The 17,698-nt window shown below is 54.0% G+C and carries 14 protein-coding genes, 1 tRNA gene and 1 other annotated feature; of the genes, 8 read left to right on the top strand and 7 right to left on the bottom strand.

Annotation, left to right across the window (positions count from 1 at the left end):
• Positions 1–5: 5 nt before the first annotated feature.
• Complete coding sequence (locus MKX42_RS07875) at positions 6–1,442, bottom strand: stalk domain-containing protein (RefSeq protein ID WP_340752017.1); 1,437 nt, start codon at positions 1,440–1,442, stop codon at positions 6–8.
• A 171-nt stretch (positions 1,443–1,613) separates the two neighbouring features.
• Positions 1,614–2,057, bottom strand: a complete 444-nt coding sequence (locus MKX42_RS07870; RefSeq protein WP_340752016.1) for a hypothetical protein — start codon at positions 2,055–2,057, stop codon at positions 1,614–1,616.
• Positions 2,058–2,241: 184 nt separating this feature from the next.
• Between MKX42_RS07870 and MKX42_RS07865 the strand changes: the two genes are divergently transcribed.
• Both MKX42_RS07865 and MKX42_RS07860 read left to right on the top strand, forming a co-directional pair.
• On the top strand, positions 2,242–2,973 hold the full coding sequence (locus tag MKX42_RS07865; RefSeq protein WP_340752015.1) for an ABC transporter ATP-binding protein: 732 nt from the start codon (positions 2,242–2,244) through the stop codon (positions 2,971–2,973).
• The gene (locus tag MKX42_RS07860; protein ID WP_340752014.1) at positions 2,970–4,007 is read left to right on the top strand and encodes an ABC transporter permease; all 1,038 of its coding nucleotides are present in this window, start codon (positions 2,970–2,972) and stop codon (positions 4,005–4,007) included. Before MKX42_RS07865 ends, MKX42_RS07860 begins: the two co-directional genes overlap by 4 nt.
• A gap of 556 nt (positions 4,008–4,563) precedes the next feature.
• Here the strand turns inward: MKX42_RS07860 and MKX42_RS07855 are convergent.
• Positions 4,564–5,352, bottom strand: coding sequence for a hypothetical protein (locus MKX42_RS07855; RefSeq protein ID WP_340752013.1), 789 nt, complete (start codon positions 5,350–5,352; stop codon positions 4,564–4,566).
• A 98-nt stretch (positions 5,353–5,450) separates the two neighbouring features.
• Here MKX42_RS07855 and MKX42_RS07850 point away from each other — a divergent pair, with 98 nt between their 5' ends.
• The 3 genes from MKX42_RS07850 (at position 5,451) to MKX42_RS07840 (ending at position 9,755) form a co-directional block, all read left to right on the top strand.
• Complete coding sequence (locus MKX42_RS07850) at positions 5,451–5,600, top strand: hypothetical protein (protein WP_340752012.1); 150 nt, start codon at positions 5,451–5,453, stop codon at positions 5,598–5,600.
• Positions 5,601–5,657: 57 nt separating this feature from the next.
• The gene (locus MKX42_RS07845) at positions 5,658–6,344 is read left to right on the top strand and encodes a TetR/AcrR family transcriptional regulator (RefSeq protein ID WP_340752011.1); all 687 of its coding nucleotides are present in this window, start codon (positions 5,658–5,660) and stop codon (positions 6,342–6,344) included.
• 66 nt (positions 6,345–6,410) lie between these two features.
• A complete protein-coding gene (locus MKX42_RS07840) occupies positions 6,411–9,755 on the top strand; it encodes a DEAD/DEAH box helicase (RefSeq protein WP_340752010.1) in 3,345 nt (1,114 codons plus the stop codon).
• 480 nt (positions 9,756–10,235) lie between these two features.
• Here the strand turns inward: MKX42_RS07840 and MKX42_RS07835 are convergent, their stop codons facing one another.
• Positions 10,236–10,595, bottom strand: a complete 360-nt coding sequence (locus tag MKX42_RS07835) for a hypothetical protein (protein WP_340752009.1) — start codon at positions 10,593–10,595, stop codon at positions 10,236–10,238.
• Positions 10,596–10,787: 192 nt separating this feature from the next.
• On the opposite strand from MKX42_RS07835, the gene MKX42_RS07830 reads away from it, so the two are divergent.
• Together MKX42_RS07830 and MKX42_RS07825 are read left to right on the top strand one after the other, a co-directional pair.
• Positions 10,788–11,093, top strand: coding sequence for a hypothetical protein (locus MKX42_RS07830; RefSeq protein WP_340752008.1), 306 nt, complete (start codon positions 10,788–10,790; stop codon positions 11,091–11,093).
• A gap of 233 nt (positions 11,094–11,326) precedes the next feature.
• Positions 11,327–11,549: a binding site (T-box leader), on the top strand.
• 53 nt (positions 11,550–11,602) lie between these two features.
• Positions 11,603–13,543: an arginine--tRNA ligase gene (locus tag MKX42_RS07825; protein ID WP_340757634.1), complete on the top strand. Its 1,941-nt coding sequence runs from the start codon at positions 11,603–11,605 to the stop codon at positions 13,541–13,543.
• Between the two features lie 696 nt (positions 13,544–14,239).
• Here the strand turns inward: MKX42_RS07825 and MKX42_RS07820 are convergent.
• A tRNA-Arg gene (locus MKX42_RS07820) sits at positions 14,240–14,313 on the bottom strand.
• A gap of 190 nt (positions 14,314–14,503) precedes the next feature.
• On the bottom strand, positions 14,504–14,860 hold the full coding sequence (locus tag MKX42_RS07815; RefSeq protein ID WP_076083164.1) for a hypothetical protein: 357 nt from the start codon (positions 14,858–14,860) through the stop codon (positions 14,504–14,506).
• Between the two features lie 148 nt (positions 14,861–15,008).
• On the opposite strand from MKX42_RS07815, the gene asnB reads away from it, so the two are divergent.
• Entirely contained in the window at positions 15,009–16,853 is a 1,845-nt protein-coding gene (asnB, locus tag MKX42_RS07810) for an asparagine synthase (glutamine-hydrolyzing) (RefSeq protein ID WP_340752007.1), read from the top strand.
• A gap of 78 nt (positions 16,854–16,931) precedes the next feature.
• On the opposite strand, the gene MKX42_RS07805 is transcribed toward asnB, so the two are convergent.
• The gene (locus MKX42_RS07805) at positions 16,932–17,687 is read right to left on the bottom strand and encodes a class I SAM-dependent methyltransferase (RefSeq protein WP_340752006.1); all 756 of its coding nucleotides are present in this window, start codon (positions 17,685–17,687) and stop codon (positions 16,932–16,934) included.
• Between the last annotated feature and the right edge of the window lie 11 nt (positions 17,688–17,698).

The raw sequence follows: 17,698 nt of genomic DNA, 5'->3' as shown, positions 1-17,698 counted from the left end.
TGTAATTAATTAGCCACTTCCGGTGAAGCTGACAGTTGCAGCGCTTTGCCGTTCTGAATGACCAGTACTCTGCCGTCGCTGATGATCGCCAGCTTGTTGCCGTCTGCCGATACCGCTACTTCCGATACGTCTTCGGCTGTCCGGTACAGTTCAACCGGAGCTGCGCTGCCCGCAATAGAATAGATTACTGTGCTGCCATCCGCTATAGTTCCGGAGACTACGAGGCCCGTGCTAACCCCTGTGGACCAGTTCACCTCTGCACCGAGGGCGACATCTGTGCTTTTACCGTCTGCTGTGATCAGCTTCAGCGTGTTAGCGGCATTGCCGTCTGCATCCGCACTCAGGTAGGACACGCTGCCGCCAGCCAGAATCTCAGGATACAACTTGTTGTCAGGTGTAGTAGTCAAGGCTACTGGTTTAGCACCTTTGGTGGTAAGATCCAGCTTATAGAGCTGTTCTCCGGCCTTGCTGAAGTCTACTGTAAGTGAATCTTCTGTGCTGTCGGCATCATTCTTCGCGGTACCGGTGATGTTGACAATGTACACTGCACTTTTGCCGTCTGCCGATATGCGAAGCTCCGATTTGTTCTCTACTTTATCTTCAAGCAGAGCCTTAACCTCTCCAGTCTCTACTGAAATCTGTGCCAGCTTCTCCTGCTTGTCGCCCTGGACGAAATAGAGCGTCTTGCCGTCACTGGACCACACGATATCTGTCTTCACGCTGGTATCCTTGCCGAGCGGACTGATTAGGCCGGTGGACAGGTTGATCAGCTTCAGCTGGCCGGTCTCATCGCTGAATGCGCCCCATTGCCGGTCGGCGGAGACTGCGAAATCCACCGCGCCTTCGCTGGAAGAGAACAGGTCATAGTTGCCTGGAGTCTGGGTGAATTTATAGAGCAGAGTGGATTGAGCGTCGCTTCTGTTCGCAATCAGACCACCGTCAGCGCTCCAGTGAAGAGTATCAAATGAACCTGCGGGCCGGGCAAAGCTCAGAATCGTGTGGGCATCAGCCGCAAGCTCACCGCCAAGCGCCGTAACCAGCTTCGTCAGCTCCACATACGTTTTGCTGTTACGCACGACGGGGGCCACTGTGAATTCCAGGGTTTCGCCATCCACCTGATAGCTTTTCACGCCTGCCTGGATCTGCACACTATGTAGACCTTTGCTGTCATTTAGCTGGATTCCGCTACTGCCGTGCACAATTCCTGCTCCCAGCTCTGCGGCTACCTGGCTCAAGGAATAGAGCTTGTACCCGCCGCTGTTGATTGTGCTGAGTGTAACCGGCGTACCGTTGATGCTCCAGGACACGCTGCCCTCTACGGCTGCTGCTGTCTTCACAGCTGCGGCACTTACTTGACTGCTTGTGGCCAAAACACTAACAGCTCCCCCTGTTACGAGAAGTGCAGAAGCCAGAGCCGCGCCGATCCATTTACTATTCTTCAATTAGATTCACCCTTTTCCTATAGGTAACTGCTAATGTTATTTTCGTCTACGAGTGTCAATTCTGTTGCGTAGGAATGTTATGGAAATATAAACTGTAAAAATAATTACAAGCCCAACCCAAAGAAGACCCGCCCGGGAATCCTCCCGGACCGGCCTATTGTAAACGCTGTGTTAATTCACAATCCACGTCACGATAATCTCGTTCCCGCCGCGCTCTGATTCCGAAGGGCTGCCAATAATAGAATATGAATAGGAGCCGTTCACTTTGCCGTTAATCAGCAGGTTGCGGCTATCCACAATCTCTGTTCCGCGTTCCAGCTCCTTCTCTCTTACATACTTCTGGTACGTAGTTCCAAGAGCGGCCATACTCTCCTTCGTCTGATAGACCAGCATGGAGGATTTCTTCCCCTCTGACTGTTCACCTTGGGTAAAAGTAATGCCTGCCCCTTCGGGAATCGGCAGATCCTCCGGCAGATATTGCTTTGCCTCCGTCTTCTCGTCCGCCAAGGTATGAAACCGTCCGCCACCAGCTGAATGGTCTGCATCGCCGCAGCCGCTAAGTCCAGCCGCAGCCAGCAGCACGCCTAGAGGAAGGAGCAGCTTATGTCCTGCCATAATTCCACCGCCTTTAGTGAATTGGGTCTCAGGATGCCGGTAAACATAGGATGTCCCTCTTATTACCCGGATCAAGAGTGGGAGTAACGGATAATCCTTACCATTTTATTTACTTTTGGGCAGAGAATCATTAGTATAATGAGTGAGCGCTCACTCATTATCATGAGGGACGGAGGAGATTATTATGGATGAGGGGAAGCCTGTCATTGCGGTTACTCATGTGAACCGGGCTTTTGGCGATAAAACAGTGTTGAAGGATGTTACACTTCAGGTGCATCAGGCAGAGACCTTCGGGATTCTGGGGCCATCCGGCTCCGGCAAAACCACGCTGGTCAAGCTGCTTACGGGCATAGACGAGGTAACCTCCGGTGAGGTCACCGTGCTGGGGGTGCGGATGCCGAAGCTTGCCATGCTCCAGCACATCGGATATATGGCCCAGTCGGATGCCTTGTATACCGAGCTTAGCGCCAAGGAGAATCTGGAGTTCTTTGCTGCGCTTTATGGACTGAAGGGCGGCAACCGCACACGGCGGATCGGGGATGTGATAGAGCTGGTGAACCTGCAGGAGCATCTACGCAAGCGGGTGGACCAATACTCCGGGGGCATGAAGCGCCGGCTGTCCCTGGCGATTGCCCTGCTACACGAGCCGCCGCTGCTGCTGCTGGATGAACCGACCGTCGGCATCGATCCGGTACTGCGCCAGTCCATCTGGAAGGCACTGAAGGCGCTGAACCGTAAGGGAACAACGATTGTCCTGACCACGCATGTGATGGATGAGGCGGCGAAATGTGACCGGCTGGCGATGATCCGGGACGGCGTACTACTGGCGGCCGATACTCCGGCTGGACTGCTTCAGGCTACCCGCACCGCCAGCATTGAGGAAGCCTTCCTCTATTATGGAGGTGTACGCCGATGAGAATCCGGGCCATTACCCTGAGAATTCTGCAGCAGTTCATCCATGACCGGAGAACCATGGCGCTGATGTTCATCGCTCCCCTGCTGGTGCTTAGCCTGATGAGCCTGGTGTTCGGCAGCGATGCCTATGAGCCGAGGATCGGCGTCTCCGGCGGCGCGGCAGTGTTCAGTTCAGCGCTGGAAGCCCGGCAGGCCGAGGTTACCGGCTACGCCGATGAATCGACCGGGCAGGACGCCCTGAAGGCGGGGGACATTGATGCTCTCCTTACAATGAAGGGAGACGCACCCGCTGTTGTCCTTGAAGGCAGCAATCCGGCGGCTAACCGCGCTGTGATCATGGCGCTCCAGGAAGCTGCACAGAGCCTCCGGCCGCAAGCGCCGGGCGGCGGGCAGCTCCAGCCGCAGATCAGCTATCTCTACGGCGCGGAGGATATGAAGACGATCGACCGCTTTGGCCCGATTATGATCGGAGTATTCGTGTTCTTCTTTGTCTTCCTGATTGCAGGTGTCTCCTTCCTGCGCGAACGGACCACGGGCACGCTGGAGCGTCTGCTCTCCACCCCGCTGAAGCGCTGGGAGATCGTCACCGGATATGTATGCGGCTTCGGCATCTTCACTGTCTTCCAGGCCCTGCTGATCTCCTGGTTCTCCATTCAGGTGCTGGGGATTATGATGACAGGCAGCTTCGGCTACGTGCTGCTGATGACGCTGCTGCTGTCGATGTCGGCGCTGACCCTCGGTACCCTGCTCTCGGCGTTCGCCGCCAATGAGCTGCAGATGATCCAGTTCATCCCCCTGGTCATTGTGCCGCAGATCTTCCTGAGCGGATTATTTCCGCTGGATACCCTTCCCCTCTGGCTCCAGCGAATTGGACTCGCCACTCCCATGTACTACGGCTCACAGGCGCTGATGGATATCATGGTACGCGGCAGAGGCTGGAGTGATATCGCCGGGGATGTGTTCATGCTGATCGGCTTCTCCCTGCTGTTCATGCTGCTAAATGTGCTGGCTCTGCGCAAGCACCGCAGAATGTAAAGGGTGAACGGGCTATGGTACACTAGGAGGAACTTGCTGTGGATGCACCTACAGCCCAGGTGAATAAAGTATTCATATTCATTCAATTGTTAAAACACTAAATTTTCTCTAAAAACCCTTAGATCATATACTATTTTCAAACAATAATGTTATAATTTCGTTAATGAGAAGATGAGAGATAAAAGGAGGATTTATGATTGAGAAGATAATAAATGCAGTAGTTTTATTAACTATATTCATCATACTTATATTTTATCCTTCGGAGTTTAATTTATGGTTGGCAGCTTCGATATTTGCTATTTGGATAATTGTTGATCTCATTCGTAAACCTACCAAGATAAACATAATAACAATACTCCTTTTTTCTTTAGGAGCAGTCATTTTATTTGCTGTGTTTAGATGAATTAAGTAGATCCATAAATAAATTGTCAATTTTATTGGAGAGAATATGTAGCGCAAACTAAAATAGAGTATAAAAACAAAAACTGACACTCGAAGTGTGTCAGTTTTTGTTCATTTTCACAACACGGGTGCGTTTGTACTAATGAATTTTAACTTATGGCCCCCAACCTGGAGCATAGGTCTCTTGCATTACCGGAGAGTCATAAGCATAATTTGTGTAACTAGAATCGGTATAGAAATAGGTGAATACACGTTCTGCCCGAGGTAATGGTGGATTAGTTAACGTATATCTATAGTACCACTGTTTTTGCCAATAAATAGTTGGAGTACCTAGTGCATAATAAGTACCTGATAAAGTTGTGACTAACTTTACCGGTAAATATGGAAAATAATGATTCAAAACAACCACTATAGCAGCAACCGTAAGTTTCGCTGCAATGTTAGATCCTCTTGTTATGGATTGGAAAGTCCAATCTGTGAGATCAGCATTACCAGCTAATAGTGAAATTTTATTGGAAGAAGTATTGTTTACTCCTTCATTTATATTGGGTGGGGAAGAGTCTACACTTTCAACAGGTATCGTTTCAGTTGTGATAACACCATCTTTTGTAGCAGAAATAAGTACATTATTATCATCCAATAATTTTGTAGAAATCTTAGAACTTAATACATATTCACCATTTTCTTTTACGTAAATATCACTTGAAACATCCTTCATCGTTTCTAAATTAATACTCTCAACAATCCTGTAGGAAATCCCTTCTTCTTCGTAAGTGTATTCGTAGTTGCCTCCTAAATCGTCATTCACTACCCATTCAAAATTAGTTCTCTCTACATTTGAAGACACATTACTGGTCGAACTTTCTGCTGAAGAAATTGAGGTAGAAATGGATGAGGTGAAAATAGCCAAAACAAGAAACACAATGGAAGTTACCTTCTTCATTTTAGCAATAGTTCATTTATATCATTGCTCTCGGCCTGCACGGCTACCCGCTGGATACCCTTCCCCTCTGGCTCCAGCGAATTGGACTCGCCACTCCCATGTACTACGGCTCACAGGCGCTGATGGATATCATGGTACGCGGCAGAGGCTGGAGTAATATCGCCGGGGATATGTTCATGCTGATCGGCTTCTCCCTGCTGTTCATGCTGCTGAATGTGCTGGCTCTGCGCAAGCACCGCAGAATGTAAAGGGTGAACAGGCTATGGTACACTAGGAGGAACTGCAAGAGTCTGGAGGTTCTATTGATGGAGAATAACCCTGCTGCCGATCAGGGGCAGCTGGAGCAAGACCAGTGGGTCCAGGAGCTGCTGGACCTCAGCGAGAAGGAGCAGGTCACGCCCAAGCAGCTGGCCATTCTGCGGGCGGCGATTGATGTTTTTGCAGAGAAGGGATTCTCGGCGGCTGCCACCAGTGAGATCGCCCAGAAGGCGGGTGTAGCCGAAGGCACGATCTTCCGTTATTACCGGACCAAAAAAGAGCTGCTGCTTGCCATCGTGGTCCCCACCATGAGCCGGATGATCGCTCCGTTCGTGCTGCGCAACTTCAGCGGTGTGCTGGATGTGCCGTTTGAGAGCTACGAAGCCTTCCTTAAGGCCTTCATGGTGAACCGGCTGGAGTTCGTCCGCAGGAATCTCAAGATTGTCAAAATTCTCATTCAGGAGATCCCCTTCCAGCCTGCGTTGAAGGAGCAGCTGACCGAGAATATCTTCGAGCAGGTTCTGGCGCGTGTCACTGTAATTACCGAGCACTTCAAGGCAGAAGGTGAAGTTATTGACGCGCCTACACCTGCGATTATCCGCTTCGCCATCTCCGCGATTGCCGGATACCTGCTGACGCGGCTGGTGCTGATGCCGGAGCAGGACTGGAATGATGAGGCAGAGATTGAACAGACTATAAGCTTCATTCTGCACGGGATCGGCGGGAATGGATAATCCTAAGGCACGGCATAACCCCGAAGGGGCGGCTTAGACAGAAGCAATAAAAGGAAGTGAGTATACGTGGGTTATCAGGTGCCGGAACGGGTAATCAAGCTGCTGTGCGGCAACGCCGCTTTTGACCAGGGAGCGGCTTATTATCATGCCCATAAGGTGGACCTTGTCTATACGGAGCATAATGAGGAAGACGAATATTCCAAATACCGCGCTGAGGTTCATGGGCTGGACAGCCATGAGATTGCGCTAATTATCGACAGTGACGGGGATGTGCAGGGGGAATGCACCTGCCCGGCTTACTATCGCGGCGGCCCCTTCTGCAAGCATATTGCGGCGGCACTGGTGGCGGTCCTCTACAGCAGCCGGGCGGCCGGAGCTGAACAGGCTGAGGATATGCAGGCAGATGCAGGGGAGGCTTATTCCGCAAGGGACAGCAGTCCGCCGCTGGCGCAAGGCAGCTCCGGCCCCTCCGGGGCAGAGCACAGGGAGCGCAGCGGAGACCGGCAACTGGTGAGCAGCATGCTCGGAATATTCACCGGAGGACGGCAGCGGCCAAGCGGTGCAGGCATGTACATCGATCTGCGGACACCGCTCCAGGTCGAGTTCATCTGCCGGCCCTTCAACTTCAGCTACGGCAGCACGATGCTTGGGATGGAAGTGAAGCTTGGTCCTAAGCGCCTTTATATCGTGCAGAAGATCCGGCCTTTTTTGGAACAGGTGCACCGGGGCGAGCCTTTTGAATTCACGGCGCATTTCAGCTACGACCCCGCCCTGCACAGTTTCTCCAAGGAGGATAATGAGGTCCTGCAGAAGCTGATTGAGATCATGCTGAATGAGAAGGTCTACCACAGTCTCACCAGCCCGTATGGTTCCCGCACTAACCCTGCGGGGAATGACAGGCTGCTGCCGGTGGCCCCTTTTTTCTGGGAGAGTCTGTATCCCCTACTCGAAGCAGCGCCTGCCGTCCGCCTTCAGCATGGACAGCTTCTGCTGGAACGCTTGTCCCTCTCGGAGGAGCCTCTGCCGCTCAGCTTCCAGTTCGACCAGGCACAGGAGGACGGCTACCGGCTGGATGTCCGGGGACTTGAGCAGCTTACGATTCTGGAGAGCTACGGGCTGGTCTTGACCGAGGGCAGACTGCTGAAGCTCCCGGCGCAGGAATGCGGGCGACTCTCCGAGCTGAAGCGGATGCTCAGCGGCAGCCGGCGGGACAGCCTGGCGATTGCGCCTGAGCAGATGGAGCCCTTCATGGAAACAGTCATTCCCGGGCTGAAGAAGCTGGGCAGAGTGAGCATTGCCGAGGCCATAGCGGACCGGATCGTCCAGACCCGGCTTCACGCCAGACTCTACCTGGACCGGGTGAGGGACCGGCTGCTGGCCGGGCTTGAATTCCAGTATGGCGGGATTGTCATCAATCCGCTGGAGGAGAAGGCGCATGAGCGGAGCAGCGAGGTCATTCTAATGCGGGACGGGGAAGCAGAGCGGCGGATTCTGGACCTGATGGCCCATGAGTCCTTCTCGCGCACGGAGAGCGGATATATCATGCGTGACGAGGATGGGGAATTCGACTTCCTGCATCATACCATCCCGCTGCTGGAGCCGCTGCTTCAGGTCTATGCGACCACTGCGGTCAAGGATCGGGTGCTTACGGAGCATGCAGCGCCCAAGGTCAGCCTGAGCTGGAACGAGAAGACTGACTGGCTGGACTTCAAGTTCGCCATGGAGGGCATCACGGAGAAGGACATTACCCAGGTCCTTAAGTCGCTCCAGGAAAAGCGTAAATATCACCGGCTCAAGGACGGAGCCTTGCTCCCGCTGGATACCTCAGAGTTCCAGGAGATTATCGCGCTGATGAACGAGCTGGGCGTCCGCAGCGTGGATATCCGGAGTACCGAGTTCTCCCTGCCGCTGGTCCGCGCCCTCCATCTCCATGCAGGCACCGTCCAGGGGCAGACCATCCAGACCGGACGCTCCTTCAGGCGGCTGCTGGCCAACATGGAGAGTCCCGAAAATCTGGACTTCCCAGTGCCGGAGAGTCTGGCTCCCGTGCTGCGGGATTACCAGCAGTACGGCTTCCAGTGGATGAGGACGCTGGCCCATTACCGCTTCGGCGGGATTCTGGCGGACGATATGGGCCTTGGCAAAACACTGCAGAGCATCACCTTCCTGCTCTCGATGCGGGAAGACATCCGGCAGAGCGGCGTGCCTGCGCTTATTGTGGCGCCGGCCTCCCTGCTCTATAACTGGCTTAACGAGCTGAAGCGCTTTGCCCCGGAACTTCAGGCGGTCATTGCCGACGGCACCGCCGGTGAACGCAGCCGGGCCCTGCGGAACACGGCCGGGCATGATGTCATCATCACCTCGTACCCGCTGCTGCGCAGAGATGTGGACGAGTATGCCAAGCGGTCATTCCACACGCTCATTCTGGATGAAGCGCAGATGATTAAGAATCATGAGACCCAGACCGCGCAGGCGGTCAGATTGCTTCAGGCCCGCTACCGCTTTGCGCTGACCGGTACACCGGTGGAGAATGCACTGGAGGACCTGTGGTCGATCTTCAGTGTCGTTTTCCCTGGACTGTTCCCCGGAAAGAAGGCGTTCCATGACCTTCCCCGGGAGACGGTCGCCAGGCGCTCCCGCCCCTTCCTGCTGCGCCGCCTGAAGAGCGATGTGCTGAAGGAGCTGCCGGACAAAATCGAGTCCCTCCAGGCCTCCGAGCTGCTGCCCGAGCAGAAAAGGCTCTATGTCGCCTACCTGGCCAGATTGCGCAAAGAAGCGCTTAAGCATCTGGACAGCGACAGCTTCGGTAACGGCCGGCTCAAGGTGCTGGCCGGACTGACCCGGCTTCGCCAGCTGTGCTGCCATCCTGCCCTGTTCGTAGATGGATATACCGGAGGCTCCGGCAAATTCGAGCAGCTCCTGGAGATTATCGATGAGTGCCGCAGCTCCGGCAAGCGGATGCTGATCTTCTCCCAGTTCACGCAGATGCTCGGTATGATCGGGCGCGAGCTGGCGCTGCTCGGGATTCCGCATTTCTATCTGGACGGACAGACCCCGGCCTCCCAGCGGGTTGAGCTGTGCAGCCGCTTCAATGAAGGCGAGCGCGAGCTGTTCCTGATCTCGCTGAAGGCGGGCGGCACCGGCCTCAACCTGACCGGGGCCGATACGGTCATTCTCTACGATCTGTGGTGGAATCCTGCCGTCGAGCAGCAGGCCGCCGACCGCGCCCACCGGATCGGGCAGAAAAAGATCGTCCAGGTCATCCGCCTGGTAGCCCAGGGTACCGTGGAGGATAAGATGTACGAGCTGCAGCAGAAGAAGAAAAACCTGATTGACGAGGTAATCCAGCCGGGGCAGGAGGCGTTATCGAGCCTGAGCGAGCAGGACATCCGCGAGATTCTCTCCATCTGAGGCGCCTGCGATATTGCCAGCCCCAGGCCTGGGATGGATTGTTCAGACTTTCTGCTGTTCTGCTGCATTTTGTACACTAGAATAAGGCCATATTGGCTGAAAAATCGAATCTGCTGCACTTTGTACACTAGATTTTTACGTATCTGCTGTTTTGGAGCAGAAATCCAAAAATCAAATGTATGAAATGCAGTAGAATGGTTTTTTGCGCCCAAAAGTACAGTTTCTATTGCACAGAATACAATTACCAGGAAACTGCGTGCGTTGAAGACGGGACAAGGACCTGAAGCGGAACCCGATTTGGACGCATCCGGCAAGTCCGGTATAAGGTAAGGGAAGGCACTGGATGCCTGCCGAGGCTTGCGATCTGGTATAGTCCGCTCTGCTCTATTCACAGTATAAACAGGGACCTTCTGAGCTAGTAGCTCTGCAAGGTCCCTGTTTCATTTTACAACCGGGGAGTCTGGAATAATACCTACCCCTCTATACGTCTGAGCTTAATTTCTCATGCGTCACTACACGGTGTGCATTCACCAGCTGGCCGGTTGATGTCTTGCCCCACACGGATATTCCAATCTCATCTTCATCCACTTCTCCAGTGATGAACACAAATTCATAGGCATTCAGATCGGCAAAATAATCCCGGGTTACCACCTGATTCGGAGCAACATCAATCACCTCACTGACATACAGCGTTCTGGTAGCGCCCAGCACGTACCCCTGAATACTAATAGAGGCGCTGCCTGGGGCACTCCGCTTGACAATTCTTACCGTCACCGTCTGCGTAGGTCTGACTCCCGAAACGGCATTGTTCTCTATCGGTCCTGTTGACAAAATCTCCATCCTGTCTCGTCCTCCCTTGAAGTTCTAGTGTCAAAGTACGATATATTCATATTCGGATTTTCCTGTAACGGTGTGGACACAGGCCTGAGCCTAATCACCAATGACCGCAGGCACGCATATCCTTGAATAAGGAAAGAACGCCCATAAGCTGAGCTTTCTGCATACGAACGCCGAACGGAAGAAGGGACTCCCATGCCCCCTCCAGGAAAAGGAAAGAAGCCCGCCGCCAAAAAAACACCGTCCAGCTCCAAAACCCAGACACCTAAGGGGCTTGAATTCGCCGTAGCTGCACTTCTATTGACCGGCAAGCTGAAAGTAGACTCTATCCAGATGTACACGGACGCGTCGATGTTCGTCAGTCTGGTGGGCAAATATAAAACCTTAAGTGAGCTAAGCAGTGACAATGTCGATAAGCTGGTCAGCTTCCTCGATGACAACAGCAGCCTGACGCTGAACGAGATCATGACCGCTTTGAAAAAGAAAGCCGAGAACATCTGAACACATCCGGAATTGAGAGTGAGGGACGGGGCTATGGACAGTTTTGACGGAGAAGGATTTGCCGGCGGGCTCCTGCTGGTCATTGTAATTATGCTGCTGATTTATGGTTCAACGGACATCAAGAATCTGACAGGGGCGCCTAGTGACGTGTGATTCTCAACGGTTGGGCTTCTGCTGCATGGTAATCCGCTCTTGCTTTCTCCCAGAAATTCGCTATACTGATACAAATCCATATTCAATCGATGACCGGGAGAGTAATGGTCTTATATCTAGTCCCCAGCGAGCCGGGAAAGTGGAAGCCGGTACAGATTAGAACCATGAAGCGCACCCGTGAGATGGACTTCTGAACCTTGTAGTAGGAAGCCCCGGCCGAGGACCGTTAACCTGTAAGGTGGCTGAACCGTAAGGCTTTAGCAACGAGAGTGGTACCGCGAGCGCACAAGCCTCGTCTCTTAGGAGATGAAGGCTTTTTTGTCGTTATTTTAATCAGGAGGTTGTTATTCATGCCAATGTTAAGTGAGCTCATTCAAGAAAGCCTGAAGCAGTCTGTTCACACCACCGCGTTAATCCTGGGCGTGCCCGCCATCGCTGAAGTCAATGTTGCCCTGGAGCAGCCGGCGAGTGCCGACCACGGGGATTATTCCAGCAATATCGCCATGCAGCTCGCCCGCCCCTTGCGCAAAGCTCCACTGGTTATCGCCGGGCTAATCGTCGCTGAGCTCCAAGCTTCGGGCTCTGTTCAGGGACTGGTGCTGAGAACCGAGGTCGCCGGTCCGGGGTTCATTAATATGTATCTGGATTGGCAGGCCTGGGCACGGGCGAAGGGGAATTTCACGTTGCCTCAGCATGCAGGAGGGTCGAAGGTGATTGTAGAGCATACCTCCGTCAATCCGAATAAAAGTATGCACATTGGACATCTAAGAAACTCATGTATCGGGGACGCGCTGGTGAGGGTACTGCGGGCGACCGGCCATGCCGTTGAGGTGCACAACTATGTGGATGATCTCGGTAATCAGCTGGCAGATACTGTAGCCGGTCTGCTGAATGTTCCGCTGGCGGGAGAGCATGTAAGGTTCGGAGACTACTGCTGGGACATCTATGCCGAGATTAACAAAACGTACGCGCAGCAGCCGGAGATGGTACAGAAACGGACCGAGATTCTTCATGCCCTGGAGGAAGGCCACGGCAACACCGCCTGGATTGGCAACCTCGTCGCCGGGCAGATCGTGAAAGAGCATGTGGAGGAGATGCGTGGATTCGGCATTGACTACGATCTGCTGGTGTGGGAGAGCAGCATTCTGAAGGAGGGCTTCTGGGCCTCGGCGTTCGAGCAGCTGTCACAGACGGAGATCTTCGTGCAGGAGACCGAAGGCAAGCTGGCAGGCTGCTGGATTCTGAAGCAACCCGCTGAAGATGCCGCACCGGACACGCAGGAGGAGCATCAGAAGGATAAGGTGCTGGTGCGCTCGAACGGAATTCTGACCTATACTGCCAAGGACATCGCCTATCATCTGTGGAAGTTCGGTCTGCTGGAGAAGGATTTCAGCTACAGCGAATTTCAGAGCGGGCTGTGGACGACCGGCTTGAGCGGACAGGCTCTGCCTTTTGGACGGGCGGACCAGGTCGTGAACGTCATCGATTACCGGCAGGAATATCCGCAGCTGATGGTCAAGCAGGCACTCAAGGCACTGGGATTCGGTGCGCAGGCAGACGCGCTGCATCATGTCAGCTATGGCGTGGTCTCGCTGAGTCCCGCTTCTGCGGCCGGTCTGGGCATTGATACCTCCAGCGGCAAAAGCTCCTACGCCATGTCCGGGCGCCAGGGAATCGGCATTAAGGTAACCGAGCTGGTCCGGCTCATGGAAGAAATGATTGAATCCACCCGTTCGGACAAAAACGGCCTGTCCAGCCGGCTCATTGCCACCGCTGCCATCCGTTACTACCTGCTGCGCTTCAATCTGGGCACCGAGATTGTGTTCGACTTCAAGCAGGCGATGGAAATCTCCGGCAACACCGGCGTCTACCTGATGTACGCCTACGCCCGGGCGCAGCGCGTGCTTAGTAAGGCTGCCGCGGCGGGTGGCGGGAACGGCGTTGGCGGGTCCGGCGCTGGGGGGTCCGGCATTGGTGAGTCTGGCGTTGGCGAGAGCGGCGTTGGTGGGGTGCCGCTCTTCCCGGCGCAGCTCGAAGCAGCTGAACTTGCCCTGCTCAGACAGCTCGGCTTGTGGCAAGATACACTCTATACAGCAAGCCGGGAGCTTACGCCGAATACGATCTGTAACTACGCGTATTCCCTGGCCTCGTTGTTCAGTAACTTCTACTCGGCTTGTCCGATTCTCAAAGGCGGGGAAGCCAGCATCACCTTCCGCCTGTGGCTGACCCGGAGCTTCACCGATACGCTGGGCGAAGCGCTCGACGTACTCGGTCTGCCTAAGCCGGAGCGGATGTAGAAAATAATAGGGTGTGCGGACTGAGAGGACGTTATTTAGCTGCAAAGGCCCGATTCGCTGCCCGTTGCGGACTGAGAGGACGCTAATTGGTACGTTCGAGTTCAAAGTGAGGAGTAATGGGTTACTTAACGGATTCTCAGCCCGCCCAGCCTGCGAATAGGCCGTAATCCGCCGAAATAACGGATTTCCAGTCCGCGAGGTACAAGTCAGGTCCTTCCCCGTTTGAGCGTTCTCCATAGCCAGCTATTTTAGTGTACAGGCATGGTCACCAGCAGTGGTATGCGGACTGAGAGGACGTTATTGGGCTGCAAAGGCCCGATTCGCTGCCCGTTGCGGACTGAGAGGACGCTAATTGGTACGTCGAGCTCAAAATGAGGAGTAATGGGTTACTTAACGGATTCTCAGCCCGCCCAGCCTGCGAATAGGCCGTAATCCGCCGAAATAACGGAATTCCAGTCCGCGAGGTACGAGTGGGGTTTGCTGGCGCCCAGGGTTCTCATCCCCCGGACGTCATAACAAACAGCCCTCCCGAAGGAAGGCTGTTTGTTATGACGTCCCGGAAGGGATACAGCCCATTCGGGCTGATTGCGAAGTAGTGCTATCGAAGCTTATGCTCCAACGTCCCCTCGCTGCGCGCTGGGTTCTCATCCTCCGGACGTCAAAACAGCCCTCCCGAAGGAAGGCTGTTTGTTATGACGTCCCGGAAGGGATTCGAACCCCCGACCGTGCGCTTAGAAGGCGCATGCTCTATCCAACTGAGCTACCGGGACATGTAGGATAACGTTGAATCATTTAAAGCTTTTGAAGAGATATGTATTAACGCAACGTTATTTATTATACCTGATTCACCAGAATTAGCAAGACCAAACTCTTCCAGTTCAGAAGCTTCCCGTAACCGCCGTCACGGAAAGCCTCCTGCTCTATAGTCAAGCCTGGGCATGACCTGCGGAAGATGTGGGCTCAGGGAACCTGCCGGAAGTGCTCGCCCAGTTGCCGCTTCAGATCGCCGAAGATCAGCAGCTCGCGCTGGAACTTGGAGCGTTCATCCTCCGGGGTCATGACCGTACTGCCGGTGAAGCCGCTGACCGTAACGTCCTGGAAGGCATCATGCAGATTATTGTCGAACCAGTCGGTGGCCGTATCCGCATCATTCGTCAGAATCCGGACAATTTCATAGCCCTCCTCGCGCTGATCCTCAACAATATACACCAGCAGCGCGGAATCGCCCACAGCTCCAGGCAATACGCCAACCTCTGCGCAAGGCGCGCCGTCATAGTCAGTCATTCTGCGGATTTTGGCGTCTTTAATGTAATACACTTGTCATCATCCCTCCTGGCAAATTTCCCTCTCCCCTAGTGTTCGGATAAGGACATACATTTTATCCCTTCAATCGGCATATATCTGTATTACTTGGCAAAAAAGAAAGGACAGACAACAATCGCACAAAAGAGAGGATGAATCAGACATGTGCGGAATAACCGGATTTGTCCAGTGGCGCGGTGATCTTACAGGGCACTCGCAACTGCTCGTCAGAATGACCGAAACGTTAGCCAACCGCGGACCGGATGCAGCCGGAACATGGATTTCAGGACCCATTGCCTTCGGACACCGCCGACTCAGCGTCATCGATCCCGAGAACGGCGCACAGCCGATGATTGCCCGCCATGACGATAAGGTGTACGCAATAGTATATAACGGCGAGCTATATAATGCCCCTGAGCTGAAAAAAGAGCTGAAGCAGCGCGGGCATCATTTTCTCACGGAATGCGATACCGAGGTTCTGCTGCATGCCTACATCGAATGGGGGCCGGATTGCACGGAGAAGCTCAATGGCATCTTCGCCTTTGCCGTCTGGGACAGCTTGCGTGATCAGGTATTTCTGGCCCGTGACCGCCTGGGCGTGAAGCCTCTGTTCTACAGCCAGGTCGATGACGTCTTCGTCTTCGGGTCCGAGCCCAAGGCGCTGCTGCAGCATCCCCTCGTCCAGCCGAAGGTCGGGCCGGAGGGCCTGGCCGAGATTTTCATTATCGGTCCGGCACGGACTCCGGGACAAGGGGTATACAAAGATATATTCGAGCTTCGCCCTGGGTCTGCCATGATTTACAGCCGCAGCGGAATCCGCAGCTATGCTTACTGGAAGCTGGAGAGCGTCCAGCATACCGATAACGTGGATGAGACGGCAGCACGGGTACGCGAGTTACTTCAGGATACGCTTGAGCGCCAGCTTGTCTCCGATGTCCCGGTCTGCTCGCTGCTCTCGGGCGGACTGGACTCCAGCGCCTTGACGGCGCTCGCCGTAGATTATTACAACCGGACCGGCCAGGGCCGGGTCGATACCTTCTCTGTGGATTATGTAGACAACGACAAGCATTTCAAAAGCCATTCCTTCCAGCCCGGAGCCGACGGTCCCTGGATTCAGCGGATGATTGACGAGCTGGACACGAACCATCACTTTATCACTTTTGACACACCGGAGCTTGTAGCCGCACTTGATAATGCATTGTACTCGCGCGATTTGCCAGGGATGACTGACGTGGATTCCTCACTCTATTTGTTCTGCCAGGAGATCAAAAAGAAGGCAACCGTAGCCATTTCAGGCGAAGCAGCAGACGAAATCTTCGGCGGCTATCCCTGGTTCCACCGTGAGGAGATGTTATCTTCCGGTACCTTCCCCTGGTCAGTGGCCCCCAATATGCGTGCCGGATTATTATCGCCGGAAATCCGGGAGTGGATACGTCCGCTGGAATATTTAGGAGACAGATACAGCGATGCGGTGGCTGAGGTACCGAGGCTTGACGGCGAGACCGGCAAACAGGCACAGATGCGTGTGATGTCCTATCTCAACATTACCCGGTTTATGCCGACCCTGCTGGACCGCAAGGACAGGATGAGCATGGGCGTGGGACTGGAGGTACGCGTTCCGTATTGTGACCACCGGCTGGTGCAATATGTTTTTAACATTCCATGGGAGATTAAGATGGTAGGCAACCGGGAAAAAGGCATCCTGCGCAAGGCGCTGGAAGGCGTACTGCCGGACGATGTACTCTACCGCAAAAAAAGCCCGTACCCCAAAACGCATAACCCTTCCTATCTGAACAAGGTGCGCTCACAGGTACTAAGCATTCTGGACGATCCATCCTCCCCCATTCTCCCGCTTATTGATCCGGCCAAAATCAGAGAAATCGCCGCATCGCCAGAGTCCTCGACCAATCTGCCATGGTTCGGCCAGCTGATGTCCGGCCCGCAATTATTCGCTTATCTGGCCCAGGTCAACCTGTGGCTGAAGACATACAATGTGTCGATCGGCTGATGCCGCGTCAAGCCAAAAACAGCGGCTCTCATTAAAGAGAGCCGCTATTTCTATTTTATCGGTAAAAGCCGGTCTGCCTCATTTCTCAGCGCAAATCATGAACACAGGTGTGGACCGGTATAAGACTTGCTGTTTCTCATCCAACACCTTACCGTTAAGCTTCTCTTCCGTATAGACAGTAGAGAAGCCCAGCTCTGTGAGTGTCCGTACATCCCACTCCGGCCGCCACTCTCTGGTCAGCGGTAAGGCAAGGCTCAGACGGTCAGTCTCTTCGATGTTCTTATGATGCGGAAGCTCACCATAGCCCCTGTCGATATAGGCCTGCTGATCCTCCCTATGCTTCCGCGCCATCTCTTCATCCCATAGATGACGATTCCAGTTGGCATCGAAGACCAGCAGCCGTCCCCCGGGCTTGAGTACTCTTCCCCACTCCTTGTAGGCTGACTGCGGATCGGTAAGACTCCAAGTGACATTGCGGCACACGATTAGTTCAAAGCTCTCCGCAGCAAAATCCAGCTTATGCGAGTCCATCTTACGGAAGGTTACGTTAACACCCTCCCGGCTGGAGTGCAGACGCGCCTCTTCCAGCATATTGTCTGTACAATCAATGGCCGTAACCAAATGCCCCGCACTTGAAAGAATGACCGAGAAGAAGCCGGGACCACAGCCAATATCCAGAACATGCAGGCTCTCCTTCTGCGGAGCATGATCCAGGATAAGCTTCAGCCAGGCCTCCCGCTGGAAACCGTTCAGTTCCTTTTGAATGCCTTCACTGTACAGCTCTGCTTCGCCTTCCCAATACTGTTCTACCTCTTGTTGTATACTCAATATCATTCACTCCTTCT

It is taken from the genome of Paenibacillus sp. FSL R7-0204, assembly GCF_038002225.1.
In the GTDB taxonomy this organism is placed as follows: domain Bacteria; phylum Bacillota; class Bacilli; order Paenibacillales; family Paenibacillaceae; genus Paenibacillus_AQ.
This window is presented reverse-complemented; position numbering and strand designations above follow the sequence as displayed.